7 protein-coding genes are annotated in these 14,954 nt (G+C 41.7%); 2 read left to right on the top strand and 5 right to left on the bottom strand.

The genetic code is table 11. From position 1 onward, the window contains the following. Positions 1-67: 67 nt before the first annotated feature. On the top strand, positions 68-565 hold the full coding sequence (locus tag D0T84_RS13300; protein ID WP_163308349.1) for an HlyD family efflux transporter periplasmic adaptor subunit: 498 nt from the start codon (positions 68-70) through the stop codon (positions 563-565). A 532-nt stretch (positions 566-1,097) separates the two neighbouring features. Here the strand turns inward: D0T84_RS13300 and D0T84_RS13295 are convergent. The 5 genes from D0T84_RS13295 to D0T84_RS13275 form a co-directional block, all read right to left on the bottom strand. Beyond that, a complete protein-coding gene (locus D0T84_RS13295; protein WP_163308348.1) occupies positions 1,098-2,585 on the bottom strand; it encodes a UxaA family hydrolase in 1,488 nt (495 codons plus the stop codon). Between the two features lie 175 nt (positions 2,586-2,760). Next, positions 2,761-4,197 carry a tagaturonate reductase gene (locus D0T84_RS13290; protein WP_163308347.1) on the bottom strand — a complete coding sequence of 479 codons (1,437 nt, stop codon included), beginning with the start codon at positions 4,195-4,197 and terminating at the stop codon, positions 2,761-2,763. 64 nt (positions 4,198-4,261) lie between these two features. Further along, on the bottom strand, positions 4,262-5,485 hold the full coding sequence (locus tag D0T84_RS13285) for a DUF4861 family protein (RefSeq protein ID WP_163308346.1): 1,224 nt from the start codon (positions 5,483-5,485) through the stop codon (positions 4,262-4,264). A gap of 679 nt (positions 5,486-6,164) precedes the next feature. Then, positions 6,165-10,595 (bottom strand): two-component regulator propeller domain-containing protein, encoded by a 4,431-nt coding sequence (locus tag D0T84_RS13280; RefSeq protein WP_163308345.1) that lies wholly within the window; start codon positions 10,593-10,595, stop codon positions 6,165-6,167. Positions 10,596-10,965: 370 nt separating this feature from the next. After that, positions 10,966-11,442 (bottom strand): hypothetical protein, encoded by a 477-nt coding sequence (locus D0T84_RS13275; RefSeq protein ID WP_163308344.1) that lies wholly within the window; start codon positions 11,440-11,442, stop codon positions 10,966-10,968. 300 nt (positions 11,443-11,742) lie between these two features. Here D0T84_RS13275 and D0T84_RS13270 point away from each other — a divergent pair, with 300 nt between their 5' ends. Beyond that, the gene (locus D0T84_RS13270) at positions 11,743-14,940 is read left to right on the top strand and encodes a TonB-dependent receptor (protein ID WP_163308343.1); all 3,198 of its coding nucleotides are present in this window, start codon (positions 11,743-11,745) and stop codon (positions 14,938-14,940) included. Positions 14,941-14,954 lie beyond the last annotated feature (14 nt).

The raw sequence follows: 14,954 nt of genomic DNA, 5'->3' as shown, positions 1-14,954 counted from the left end.
CTTATAGTTTCTTGCCTAAGAAGCCATCTATCAGAGTTGATATTATTGAGGATAAGCAACTAGCAATATGGTAGTGCCTTATTTCGAACTCACGTTAGATTATGCACTTATAACACCAATAGATGGTCAGGTTACTTTTACTAATTATTGGGTAAAGAATCAAAATATAACAGCAGGAGAAATAGTATTTACTGTTATTCCTCATGACAATAATGAGATTATTGGAAAAGCCCAAATGCCTTTGGCTAGATCGGGAAAAGTAAAGACAGGGCAAAAAGTAAATATCAGATTTACGAATTTTCCAGATAATGAATATGGTATTATTAAAGGAAGAGTAAGAAATATATCAATGGTTCCGACTAGAGGCACCGAAGGAACTAATTATTACACAGTGGAAATTGAATTGCCTGATGGATTAAGAACTACTTACAACAAGGAGCTTCCTTATTTACCTGAAATGCAGGCTCAGGCGGATATTGTTACAGACGATATATCCCTATTAGAACGTTTCTTTATGCCGTTGCGTAAAATCTGGACAGAGGGAATGAATTCAGAGGCTGAATAAAAAGAGAATGTATCAATGTTGAAATGAAAAATGAAGCAGTAATACTAGCAAAAGATATTTTTTTCGTATCTTTGGAATATTATCAATCTTATGTATTCTATAGCAAAATACTGCAATATACCAATGGGTAAAATCGTGGGACTAGCTTCTTAAAAAGATATTGAAACATTGACTCATAAACGGATTCCTGTATATTTGGCGAATCCTAATGAGACAACAAAGTATTTAGCTAAGCGACTGATTATCAGTAATGATTTTCGGTCGTTTTTCTTTTGGGGTTAAATAGGGGGCAGAGCAGATTCGTTTTTTCAGAAAAAGACAAAGAGAGAAGTGACACTTTTCGCATACTTTTTCTATCTATAATAAATGGGTTTTACATACCTACTTAAACAAATTATAGATAATATCCATTTAGAGAAGGCAACCCCCTGCCTCTACAGCCAAGTATAGCAACATACTAAACAACAAAAAAACCGCCCACAACCTCATGAATAGCTGTGGGCGGCAGCCTAAATATATAGTCAGTATAAACCTATAAAGTCACACCTGTTTTAAATATCGCGATTTCCTTAAATCCTGTTTCCTCATGCTTCAGATGCTTGCCATTGCAAATATCTACCGTGAAGTTTATGAAATCGCCCAGTACCGCTTCCATACTATTACCTTCGAGCAAAGCGCCCGCGTTGAAATCGATCCAGTTCTTCTTGAAATTATACAATTTGGAATTAGTGGAAATCTTCATTGTGGGAACAAACGAGCCGAATGGCGTTCCCCTGCCGGTAGTAAACAATACTATCTGGCAACCCGACATGGCAAGGGCCGAAGCAGCCACAAGGTCATTACCCGGAGCGTTCAGCAGATTTAATCCATGCCTGGCAACAGGCTGCGCATAATCCAATACATCTACTACCTCCGAGTTTCCGCCCTTTTGTGTACAGCCTAAAGACTTGTCTTCCAGTGTGGTAATACCCCCGGCTTTGTTTCCCGGCGAAGGGTTTTCGTATATTGGCTGGTCAAACTTGCGGAAATAATGCTTAAAGTTGTTGATAAGCAGCACTGTATCGTTAAACACCTTCTCCGTTTCGGCACGGTTCATCAGGATGGTTTCCGCACCAAACATTTCCGGCACTTCCGTCAGGATGCTGGTTCCACCCTGAGCTATCAGCCAGTCGGAGAACTGTCCTACAAGGGGATTGGCGGTAATACCGGAGAACCCGTCACTGCCGCCGCACTTAAGCCCCACTTTGAGTTTGGACAACGGGAGTGGTTCACGTTTATCGTTCCTCATATTCTCTACAAGCTCTTTCATTATCTCGAAGCCTGTTTCTATCTCGTCTTCTACCTCCTGAGAGATAAGGAATTTTACACGCTTTTCGTCCCATTCGCCCATTACTTTCTTAAAGTCGGACTGCTGGTTGTTTTCGCAGCCGAGGCTGAGTACCAATACGCCGCCAGCGTTCGGGTGCTTGGCCAGCGCCGCCAGCGCTTTCTGGGTGTTCACATGGTCGTCTCCCAACTGCGAACAGCCGTAATTGTGGGTATATACCCGTATATCATCGATATGCGATACATCCAGTTCCGCTTTTATGCGGTTGATGATTGCCTGAGCCTGTCCGTTTACACAACCTACAGTGGGTACGACCCATAGTTCGTTGCGTATCCCCATTTCGCCGTTGTAGCGCAGGTAACCGTTTATTTTCAGGTCGCTTTTGGCGATATCCAGCTTCGGGTGAACGGGGATATAGCTGTATTGCAGGTCGTCATGCAGGTTCGTCTTCACATTGTGCGTATGCACATGCTCCCCTGTATGTATATCCATCGTGGCATGCCCTATCGGGTAGCCGTATTTTATCACATCCTGCCCTTCTTTTATTTCCTTTATGGCAAATTTATGCCCTGTGGGGATGGAAGCCTTAATAGTGACAGATGCCCCGTCTATATTCAGCACCTCCCCTTCATTCAGGTCTGATATTGCTACACAGACATTGTCGGTTGGCGCTATTTTCAAGTATTTATTCATTTGTATTCTCCTCTTTTAATATCAATAATCATCAATTCGATCTATATAAGAAGCAATCTGATAAGAAAAACTAAAAGGTGACAAAAGTGACAGTTTTTTTATGTGTTTTAGCTGTTACTTTTTTTCATTTTCACTTTCTTATTCTCTATATATAGATAAATTTATCCTTATACGATTATATTTCTTTGAGCGCGTTCAACATTCCTTTTTCAAGGATCAGTTCCACATCTGCAGATACTTCATCTATAAAATGGGGTACTTCGGCAAAATTCTCTTTCCACATTTCTTTATTGTTTACTATGCCCGTAACCCACGCTTTGATGTTACTGCGGTCATACGATTTCTGGATGAAGTCGATAAATTCCGCTGTGTCGTTCGGCGTAAAATTCTTCGCTGCCGACTGTCCTGAATAAAGCACCAGCATAGCTGCAAAAGAGAACGTGGTCAGATACGCGTTTTTACCCCGTTTTTTGTAATTATCATATACTGTAGGATAATCGCGCGTTTCCCACTTCGAAATGGAGTTTAGCGAAATATCTTTCAGGTAATGTTTCAGATACGGGTTGTAGAAACGTTCCAGTATTTTAGCCGCAAATTCTTTCAGTTCATTCGGGTCTTCGTCTATACATGGCAGTACCTCATCAGCAACCATCTTGTTGATATAAGATTCTACTTCCGGCGTATTGAAGGCGTCCATCACCGTTTCGCAGCCCAGCTGTAGCGCCACAGGAACCATTGCCGTATGCGAGCCGTTGAGTATGCGGACTTTTTTGGCACGGAAGGCTTTGATATCATCCATAAACAGGACGTTCAGTCCGGCTTTGTCCAGCGGGAATTTTTCTTTGATAATACTGTCGCCGCCGATTGCCCATACATGGAAATATTCGCCTTTTACAACCAGATTGTCGTCAAACCCTATTTCTTCCTTTATTTCGTTGATATTTTCACGAGGGAATCCCGGAACAATACGGTCTACCAGTGTGTCGTAGAAATGGCAGGCCGTCTTTACCCAGTTTATAAAGCCTTCTTCGAGTTGATTGAATTTTGCGTGTTTTAGTACATATTCCCGAAGTGTAGAGCCATTATCCTCAATCAACTCGCAACAGATAATAAGAAGGCCTTTATGTATATCTCCGTTGTATTTTTTATAGCGTTTGTGCAACAGCGCAGTCATTTTAGCAGGGAAAGACTTCGGCGGATTGGCGTTCAGGTCGTCGCCTTCCTCGTAGCGTATTCCGGCTTCTGTGGTATTCGAAATAATCATTTCCAGTTCTTCGCTCAGGAAAAGCTTTTCATATTCGGCATATTCGCAGTAGGGGTTCATTATATCCATAATGCTCTTTACCAGAGCTACCTCTTTTACAGGTTTTTTATCTTTTATCCCTTCCAGATATACATGGTACATGCAGTCCTGCGCCTTGAATATCTTCGCTATTTCCTGCCCCTGAGCTATCGGTTGTACGGCAATAATGCCGTGGTTCATTACCCCTGCATTATTGGCTTTATCTATCATCCAGTCTACAAACGCGCGAAGGAAATTTCCTTCTCCGAATTGAAGTATCCTTACTGGTAAATCTTTTTTTTCTACGGTTGTTTTATTCAGTTGTTTCATGGGTATGTGTTTAATTATAAATTATAAGATTCTGAATTAATTGCTTCGCGCCATTGGCTAATCCCTAATTATCAGATTTGCTGATTACTAAAGGATTATTCAATTTATCTAAGACTTCATTAATACAACGTATCAAATCGTCTTTGGTTTTTACCGGTTCTTTGTCCAGTTCCCATGTGGGCATAAAGTAATATTCGATGTAACCGTCAGAGGAATTGAATATCATTATATGGTTAAGACCGTCTTCGGTTATCTCCTTTATCTGGGGTGTGGGCGCAAACACCACAAGTCCCTGCATATCGTTATTCAGGCTTTGTTGTCCGAAAGTAGCGATATATGACCATTTGCTGTTTTTGTCGTAGCTCACTATCAGTTCGGCTTTTTTATTTTTAATAATGCCTGTGGCGATGTTTTCTATATTCTTATCCGTCAAAAGTTCCATGTGTGAGGCACGGCTGCCTGCATCGATAGAAATCAATGAGGTAAGGTTGCACTTGGTGCCATTTGCGTCCCATCCGTAATAAATGGTCTTTACCTGCGAACGGATTTTGCCGTCTGCCGGAATGTAGCAAACCATGCTGTCTTTTTTCTCCACCCGTACGGCTTTTTCGCCATCCCATATCGCGATAGAGCCTATGCCCAATGCCTTGCCTACCTTGAGGTTGTCCATGCCCCAGTCGGACATGTGATGGTATTTTTCATAATCGTCTATGCCTACAGCGGGTAATATGATATCGGAGGTCTTTTTGCCGAATACATCAATCGCGTTACGGTTGTCCAGATAGAAGCGGAAAGCTACCTTATCATTTTCCCAGCCCGGCCCTTCGTATTTAATATAGTATGAATGGTCGCGAAAGTCGCCCGGCAACACCAGGTAATTTGGTTTTGCCCACGAAAACAGGCTATCCTGCTTACTGTTATAAAGCGGCCTGTTTATTTTATGCGATAGTTCGGCGTATGTACGCTTCGGGTAATTTGCTGCGTCTCCTTTGTCTATTGTGAAGGACAAATTTATGTCCGCTTCTATTTTGTCAATGGGGATTATCGCTTTTTGCACTCCTTTTATATCCGTTACAATCTCAATCGGTACTTGCTTATTGTTTATAATGGCAGAATGGCTGCCAAAAGACAAATTTAGGTTATTTACCGGAATTTCCAATGTATAGTCCTGTATTTGCCTGTCAGAATTATTCTTAACGGATATTGTCTGGGCTGGCAAGTTTACCTGTATCAATAGTATTGAACAGAAAAAGAGCAAAGCCCGATGAAGTAAAGCGATATTTTTCATTGTTTTTCAGGTTATTATCCAATCCGGAGCTGAGTGTCCGGCACCTGCAAACAAATATAAATGATGCTTTTATTAAATATGGGGGTGTATTTGACTTAAACAGTTTCACCCCGCATTTTTTTAGTGACGAGTTTTCCAATAAAGCAGATATGAACCACGGGGTTCTTATTTAAGAATAAGATTATCTGTACTTACTTCTAATAAGTTTACAAGCTAACTCCTCCGCTTCGCTCGTCCCCTTTATCAAAAGGGGACAGTCGCTAATCTCTCATCATTTGTTTAATATTTAAGCCAAAGATGAAAAACCAGAACTCTCCCCTCGCAGAAGGGGAGTGCCCAAAGGGCGAGGGGTTGAAAGGCGAAATGTTGCAATAAGAGCCTGTTTAAATTTTAGCGAAAATTTTTATTACAGGTTCAGGTCAATAGTTCTTAGCAATTTTTTTATGCTCTTTTTAGCGTCTTTTTGGCTCCGCCGATTTTCAATTCCCTTTTTACTCTTGGTTTAGCCCGCTAATTAGCTCCGCTGACCGTTGGTTCGGCTGGCAAAAATGATAAAATCAATCTAAAAATAGCTATAAAAAAGATTTGCTATAAAATTTAAACAGACTCTAAATTATTTTCATAACTTAAGAACCGCTTTGCGTGCCCCCTCTCTTTTAGAGAGGGTTTGGGAGAGGAGTTACTGCTTAAAGCTATTCTTATACTCGCTCGGAGTCATGCCATAGGTGCTTTTGAAACATTGCGTGAAGTACTTTGTATCCGATATGCCTATCATGAAGGATACCTCTTTTATTGTATATTTCTGGGTTTCTATGAGTTTTGCCGCATACCTTATTTTAATATCGCGTATAAACTCGATAGGTGCGAGACCTGTAAGGCTTTTCAGTTTCTTGAAGAATACTGTCCGGCTCATAGCCATGGCAGCGGCCAGATCGTCGACAATAAAATCGCTGTTATCTATATTTTTCTCAACCTCTTCTTTTATTTTCTTTATAAACTGTTCATCCTGAGGCGTTATTTTCAATTCCGATGCAGCCGAGGCTTCTCTTTCGGCCGGGGGCTCAGCCAGTATTTGCCGGGGGGCATCGGTGTAAGTAACGTACAGCCTTTTGCGTTGGCGTATGATATTGTCTATTCTGGCTTTGAGGTACTTTACGCTGAACGGTTTTGTGATATAATCGTCAGCCCCGTATTCCAGACTGTCCAGTTTGCTTTCCATATCCGTTTTAGCTGTAAGCAGGATAAAAGGGATATGGCTGGTGTCGTTATTCGAACGTATTTTTTGTAGAAGCTCTACCCCGTCCATTTCCGGCATCATTATATCGCTCAGTATAAAGTCCGGTATCGATTTAGCTGCAATCTCATAGCCCAGCTTCCCGTTTTCGGCGTCCAATACATTGTAATGAGGTTCCAGTATGGTAACGATGAACCTCCTTAAATCGGGATCGTCTTCTACGATGAGGATAGTACTTTGGTCTTGCTTTTCCTCTTTGGCCTGCTTTTCTGTATTTCCGGGAGCACTATCTTCAGCCATATCGGGTTTTATGGTGCCGGTCTCTTCTTTTGCCGTGTCGGAATATACAAATGTAACATTCTCGTCATTTTTGAATTGTTCTATGCCAATCGGGAAAGATACAATAAATGTGGAGCCTTCGTTGATCTCGCTGTCTACGCTGATTTTAGCATGGTGCTTGTCCGCCACTTCTTTTACGATGGACAGGCCGATGCCTGTGCTGGGTTTGCTTTTGTCCCTGTTGAAGGATGCAAAACGGGTAAACAGTTTATTCAGTACTTCTTTATTCATGCCGCTGCCTTCATCTTTTACTTCGATAGATACTGTGCGGTCTTTTATGTTTTTCTTTACATTTACTTCGATGGTCTTTTCTACAAAGGTGTATTTGAAAGCGTTGGACAAGAGGTTAAAGACTAGTTTCTCTACGCTGTCCCTGTCTATCCATATTTTTTCACCGTTGGTATTATCGTCAAATTTCAGGTTTATATTCTGATACTCTGCTGTTTTTGAGAAGTTGTTGCAAATGTCGGATACATATTCTCCTATTGCCGTTTCCTGTATATTCAGTTTTTGTTTCTGTATCTTCCTGAAATCAAGAATCTGGTTTACCATCCGTTGCATGCGGCTGGCATTCTTCAGTACCAGTTGGAGTTGCGATTTGATGTCGTTCGGGGTCTGGTCGTTTTCGATGATATTCTCCACCGGGGAAACGATCATTGTGAGCGGAGTCCTGATTTCATGGGAAATATCGGTAAAGAAGCGGGTCTTCATTTCGGTCTGTTCATGTTCCAGCTTTACTTTATCCTTCAGGCGGTAGAATATGAATAACACTCTCAGTATGATGTAGAGGACGGCTACAACGAGGATGAAGTACAGGAAATACGCCCACCCTGTTTGCCAGAATGAAGGGGTGATCTCTATTGTCAGGGCATGTTCGTTATCCATCCATATCCCGTCACTGTTCGTAGACTTTACCCTGAATGTGTATGTTCCCGGAGACAGGTTTGTATAATTGGCTATCCGCTGTTTTTTTGTAATAATCCAGTCTGCGTCAGAGCCTTCCAGCTTGTAGGCGTATGTGATACGCTTCGGCTCTATATAATCGAGGGCTACAAACTCGATGCTGATAAAATTCTGCTTATGATTTAGCTTAATATAACTAAGGTCGTCAATGTTCTGCTTGAGTGGCGAATTGTCGCCTATAGGCACATCCTTGTTGGCTATCTGGAACTTGGTCAGTGCCAGATAAGGCTTAAAGGTATCCTTGTCCGGCCTGTTTATATTGTCCGGATCTATAGACAATACACCTTTCGAATAACCAAAATAAACAATGCCTGACCGGGTTGTCCAGCGGGCGCCTTCCGAGAAGTTTTGTCCGTCTATCAACCTGTTTATCTCGCTGTATGTCTCAAAAGATTTTGATTCGGGGTCGAATTTGGTAATATTGCCTTCGGATGCAATCCATAATTTGCCTTTGTTGTCTTCCGTTATAGTGAGTATCACATCGAGGGGAAGCCCGTCTTTGGTAGTAAAGGATGTGAATTTTGCAGGGAATCCTTTTTCATCTACGTCTTCAATTTTGTTTACCCCTCCGCCGAATGTGGCGATATAGGTTTCACCCTTTCGGGTAGTGCATATATCGTAAACGTCATTCTCGCCAAGGCTGTTATTGTCTCCCGGTACCCGTGTATAGAATTTGTAGTCGATACTGTTTATATTGACAAAGTCGGGAGAGAACATAATAAGGCCGAGGGTGGTTCCTATGCAGATGTTTCCGTATTTATCGGAGAGGATTGTCCTTATCTGGGAACCGTATTGCGCCGGATAGTTTTTCAGGTTGTTGCGATAGTTTACAAAACGGTCTTCTTTTTCGTCCAGCAGATTGAGCCCTCCGCCGTAAGTCCCTACCCAGATGCGTTTTTTATTATCTTCGAAAATCGCGTATACGCTATTATTGCTGAGGCTGTAAAGGTTATTTGGGGAATATCTGTAGTTCTTTATGTGGTAACCGTTGCCGTCAGGCGTAAGTTTGTATACGCCTTCGCCCTTGGTGCCCAGCCAGATGTTTTTGTCGCTGTCTTCGATAATGCAATATGTAATGCCTTCTAATGGTTTGCCAAATTCAACGCGCCCGTTGCCGCATAGGTATCCTTTCTGGGTAAGGGACTTATCGTATACGAAAACCTTGCCGCCTTTTGTCGATACCCACAGGTTTTGCCTGCTGTCTTCGAAGATGCTTCGTATATCGTTATTGATTGTGGAGTGGATATTCGGGTCTACTGTAATGGACTTGTATACATCGTTGCTGAATATGACTTTCTCTAACCCATGCGAACGCGTACACATCCACAGGTTGCCCTGCTTGTCGGAAAAGGCCGCGTGCATCATATTGGAGAATCGCCAGTCGGGAGAAGATGGTTCGTTAAAGAACGGTATCAACGCATCCCTCCCGGCATTGTACGATGCAAACCCGCCTCCTCTGAGATGAACCCAGAGCCGGTTATCCTTATCTTCGAAAATGAAAAAATTAGACGGGAATACGTTCGATACGGAGCTTTCTGTTTTTAGCTCAAAATGCCTGAACGCTTTTGTTTCGGGATTGAACTTGGCCACACCTGCATAATCCATCTCGAACCATATATTCTTTGACTTATCCACATAAGAAGATAATATCCGGTTGATACGCATTTCGGGGAGGTTGGAAGTGTTATATTTGTTCATCTTCCGGGATGTGAGGTCACAGATATAGAAACCGTCATTCTGTGTTGTAATCAGTATCTGGTTGCCGTTTATATTCTCTATGTGCCTGATTTCCGATTCCGAATCGCTCTGCAATAGTTCCGAATTGCCACTCTTTTTGTCATATATCCATATCCTGCCGTTTCCTGAGCCAAACCATATCTTATCGCTGAGTTCCATTACCGAATAGAAGTTTTGGGCAGAATCGGTCTCTACATGGTTTTTCTCTGTGAAATAGCTGTTTATCTTGCCTTCGGCCGTTACCGAATACAGGCCGTTGTTGGTAAGTATCCACGAGTTAAGTTCCTTGTCTTCGTATACAGCATGTACGGCGTTTCCATTGATGCGGTTATTTTCCTTGGTGTAAATCTCGATATTGAACGTGGAGTCGGTAACGCATACACACCCCATATTATCGGAAAGCAGCCACACCTTGCCCGATGGCATAGTGACTATCTGAGTGGCGATAAATGTAAGCTTATCGTGTCCCTTCTGGGAGCGTATCCCCATAAATTCTTCGGTATGGGGGTCAAACCGGTGTGGCTCATTATCGTAAGGCAACGTCCATATATAGCCGTATTTGTCTTCACAGATAAAGTCTATACGGTTGCTCCGCATATGATATTTGTCGCCCTGCTGTATCCTATATGTATAGAAGTTATAGCCATCGAAGCGGCAGAGCCCGTTCCATGTAGAAAACCACATAAACCCCTTCTTATCCTGCACTATGCTCATTATTGTATGCTGTGGCAGTCCGTCTTCAGGCCCATAATGTTCAAAGAAGCATTTCTGCTGACAAAATGTAGGCGAAATGAGAAGAAACAGATTAAATATAAGAATGGATAGTCTTAATTTCATCGTATAAATCAGGTTTACTGCAAATATAGTTAGTTTTTAGGAAAAATCCATCATGTGGTTGTTGGGCTCTATAATGATTTGATATGTACATATGTTTCGCAGGCGGGGAGTAGCAACGCAACATCAAGACATAAGAAAGACCCAGCCTATCAGGCGGCAGCCAGCGCCGTTAGCAAGTGTACGGCTACCCATCCGGTGCAGGCGGCGTGAAATGGGGTGTTGCCCGAACCGCAGGCGGGTTTCGTCCTGTTTAGCTGACAAGCCCAGAAGGGGGACGACAGCAGGAAGCTAATGATAAAATAGTTAAATGAAGATAGCCTTTATGCAAATAATAAAAGAACGTTTTAAGTAGCGAGGACAGAACTAAAATTTATTTTAATTCTAAAATATTTCCCTTTTCGTCAAGGTTAAATATTTCTCTTTTTTTCTCATCTGTATAAAAGCAACAGATTAGCCCTTCAATTTCCCCCTCTGTAAACTTTTGATAAATTTGATTTTCATCAAGCAACAATTCAGATTGAATTAACATAAATCCTTCTTCTCCACTTGTCGATACTAAAATGTTTAAAACGTCATCAGAAATAGGACATTTAAAATAAGTTGTTTCATTTGACTTGAATACCAATAATTTTTCCGATAGAGTTTCTTCTAGTTCACCTCGTGCATCTGTTCCCATAATGTAAAACATATCGTCGGATTCAACTTCCCAACCATCTAAGCCACTCAACGCCTGCCATTCATCCGGGCACTTGTTCTTACATACAACAACGAATATGTCATTACCTTTCGCAAAAGCATACATTCCTTTATTCATTTTTATTTTCTTTTCTGCTTCTTCCTTTGTCATTATATAGATTTTATTCTCGTTCCCAAAAATACTAATTATCTACCAAACAGGCACTACTGAAAATTTGAACGAATAAAATTTAAACAGTTTCTGAACATATAACATACCCTCCGAAAATATTACAGAATCTATTCTTAAGTCAATTTGACCCCCTCTAAAAATTATTTTAACATCCCTTAGTTCGGTAAATCGTGCATAAATTGCAGCCGTAATCTAATAACGATGAAAATTCTTAATTTATTTAAGATGTTTAATACTGGATTCACAAACACATATAATTTAATATTTAAATCTACAACCATGCAAAAGACAATCAAAAAGATTTTGTCCCTTATTTGTATCTCGTTGTTTTTATTATGTGGGCAGAATGTTTATGCTCAGCAAAGAGAAATAAGAGGTACAGTGACTGATTCTCAGGGAGAACCACTGATTGGCGTTACTATCGCCGTAAAAGGTACCACAAAAGCTACCATGACGGATATCGATGGTACTTACACCCTTTCGGTAGGTAATGATGTCAAAACACTGACTGCTACTTTCGTAGGAATGAAACCAAGTGAAAAAACAATCACAGGTAATGTACTCGACTTCGTAATGGAAGACTTAGCCTCCGAACTGGAAGAGGTGGTCGTTATCGGTTACGGTACAATGAAAAGGAAAGACCTCACAGGATCGGTTTCTTCTATAAAAGGAGATGTTGTTCAGGCCGTTCCGGTTTCTAACGTAGCCGAGGCTATTACCGGTAAACTGGCGGGGGTTCAGATTACTACTACAGAAGGCTCACCCGATGCCGAAATGAAAATACGCGTACGTGGCGGTGGTTCTATCACAGGAGACAATACTCCTTTGTTTATAGTAGACGGATTCCCGATGGAATCTATAAGCGATATAGCTCCTACCGACATTGAATCTATCGATGTACTGAAAGATGCCTCTTCAACTGCTATCTACGGTTCGCGTGGAGCAAACGGGGTAATATTGATTACTACAAAATCGGGTAAGGAAGGAAAATTGAGTGTATCTTATAACGCTTATTATAGCTGGAAAAAGAATACAAAAACGCTGGATGTCCTTTCTCCAAAAGATTATGCTTCGTGGCAATATGAATTGGCCGGATTGATTAAGAGTAGCGATATGTCTTCATATACAGACTATTTTGGAAATTATCAGGATATGGATCTATATGACAATGTTGCAGCTAACGACTGGCAGGATATTACTTTTGGACGCACAGGACATACATTCAACCACAATCTGAGCATTACAGGCGGTAGCGAAAAAATACGCTATGCTTTCAGCTATTCTCATATGAATGACAAAGCGATCATGGTGGGTTCAAGCTTTAAGCGTGACAACTTCAGCCTGAAACTGAATACAAATCCGGTGAAAAATGTATCTATCGACTACTCTATCCGTTATTCCGATACAGATATCAATGGTGATGGTACTAATAACACCAGCAGTACATACGATACCGACAAGCGCTTGAAATACTCGGTAATATATACGCCTATACCGTTATCCAACCTGACCTCCGATGCAGGTAGTTCGGATGACGACCTGGGTAACCTTTACCATCCATTGACCTCAACAACTGATAATGCGCGCAAACGCCAACGTAAGTCGCTGAATATGACTGGTAGCGTGGGTTGGGAAATTTTTGATAATTTCAGAGTTAAAGCTGAACTAGGACTGGACGATTACCGTAACAACGATAACCGCTATTGGGGATTGACCACTTATTACATTAAGAATGTGCCAACCTCTGCCAACCAGGGGAAACCGGCTATACAGCTGGCAAATACGTCTCGCCAATCGTTCCGTAGTACTAATACGGTGAATTATGACTTCAAAAAGCTATTGGGTAAAGATCATCATCTGGCAGTGATGGCAGGCCACGAATATATTATCACAAAAGTGAATACACAAACCAATATTGTACATGGCTTCCCTACATCATTTACAGCAGAAGATGCATGGAAGTACTCAACAGAAGGAACTCCATTCTCTGTGAATAATTATTACCAGCCGGATGACAAACTATTATCTTACTTCGGACGTGTTAATTATGACTATCAAAGTAAATACCTGTTCAGCGCCACATTCCGCGCCGATGGATCTTCCAAATTCGGAGAAGGTAACAAATGGGGATATTTCCCTTCTGCGGCTTTGGCATGGCGTGTGTCTTCCGAGCCATTCATGGCCGGAACCAAAGGCTGGCTCGAAGACCTGAAATTACGCCTCAGCTATGGTACTGCCGGTAATAACAATATACCATCGGGGCAAATCGCTCAAACATATGCATCCAGCTCTACCTCGTGGATCAATGGCTTTGGCAACTACTGGGCGCCATCCAAATATATGGCTAACCCTGATCTGAAATGGGAAACTACTGTTACCCGCAATGTCGGTTTAGACTTTACTTTCTTAGGTGGAAAATTGAGTGGTACTGTAGAAGCATACCTCAATACAACAAAAGACCTGCTGATTGAATTCCCTGTTTCCGGTACAGGTTACGATTATCAATACCGCAATATGGGTAAAACCCAGAATAAAGGAATAGAAGCAACCATCAATGTAGTAGCTATCGACAAAAAAGATTATGGATTGACTTTCAGCGCCAACATTGGATTCAATAAGAATACAATCAAATCGCTTGGTATAATGAACGACTTCGGATCATATACCTATTGGGCGTCCTCAGAAATCGGAAATGACTTTTGGGTTAGTAAAGGTGGTTCGGTAGGAAAAATATATGGATACCGTGCCGATGGCAGGTATGAAGTAAGTGATTTTGATGGTTATGACGAAGCAAAAGGCTGGCTGATCAATGGCGAATCTTACTCATCTGAAGTAGGAAAAGTTCGTCCGGGAACAATGAAGCTGAAAGACCTGAACGGTGATGGAAAAATTACAGCCGACGACCGCGAAATAATAGGTGATGCAAACCCTCTGCATACCGGAGGTTTCACTATCAATGGACGCTTATACGGCTTCGACCTGTCGGCCAATTTCAACTGGAGCTACGGGAACGACATCTATAATGCAAATAAGATAGAATTTACCCAGACAGGTAAATACCAATACCGTAATATGACTTCCGAAATGGCATCAGGCAAACGCTGGACAAACCTCCGCGCCGATGGTACAATATCGAACGATGCGGCCGAACTTGCAGCCATGAATGCCAATACTACGATGTGGTCTCCTTATACAGGTAAAATGATATTCAGCGATTGGGCTGTGGAAGACGGATCTTTCCTTCGCCTGAATACACTGACCTTAGGCTATACTCTGCCGGGCTCATTAACTTCTAAGGCAAAACTACAGAACGTTCGTTTCTATGTTACAGGCTATAACCTGTTCTGTATAACAGGCTACTCAGGCTACGACCCAGAGGTGTCCACTATGCGCAGAACAAACCTTACACCTGGTGTAGACTACTCGGCATATCCAAAAAGCCGCCAGTTTGTTGTTGGTCTTAATCTAAATTTCTAATTTCTAAAAAAGGA

The organism is Dysgonomonas sp. 521 (assembly GCF_010501055.1).
Classification (GTDB): domain Bacteria; phylum Bacteroidota; class Bacteroidia; order Bacteroidales; family Dysgonomonadaceae; genus Dysgonomonas.
Note: the sequence above shows the minus strand (reverse complement) of the source record. Positions and strands in the feature narration are given on the sequence as shown.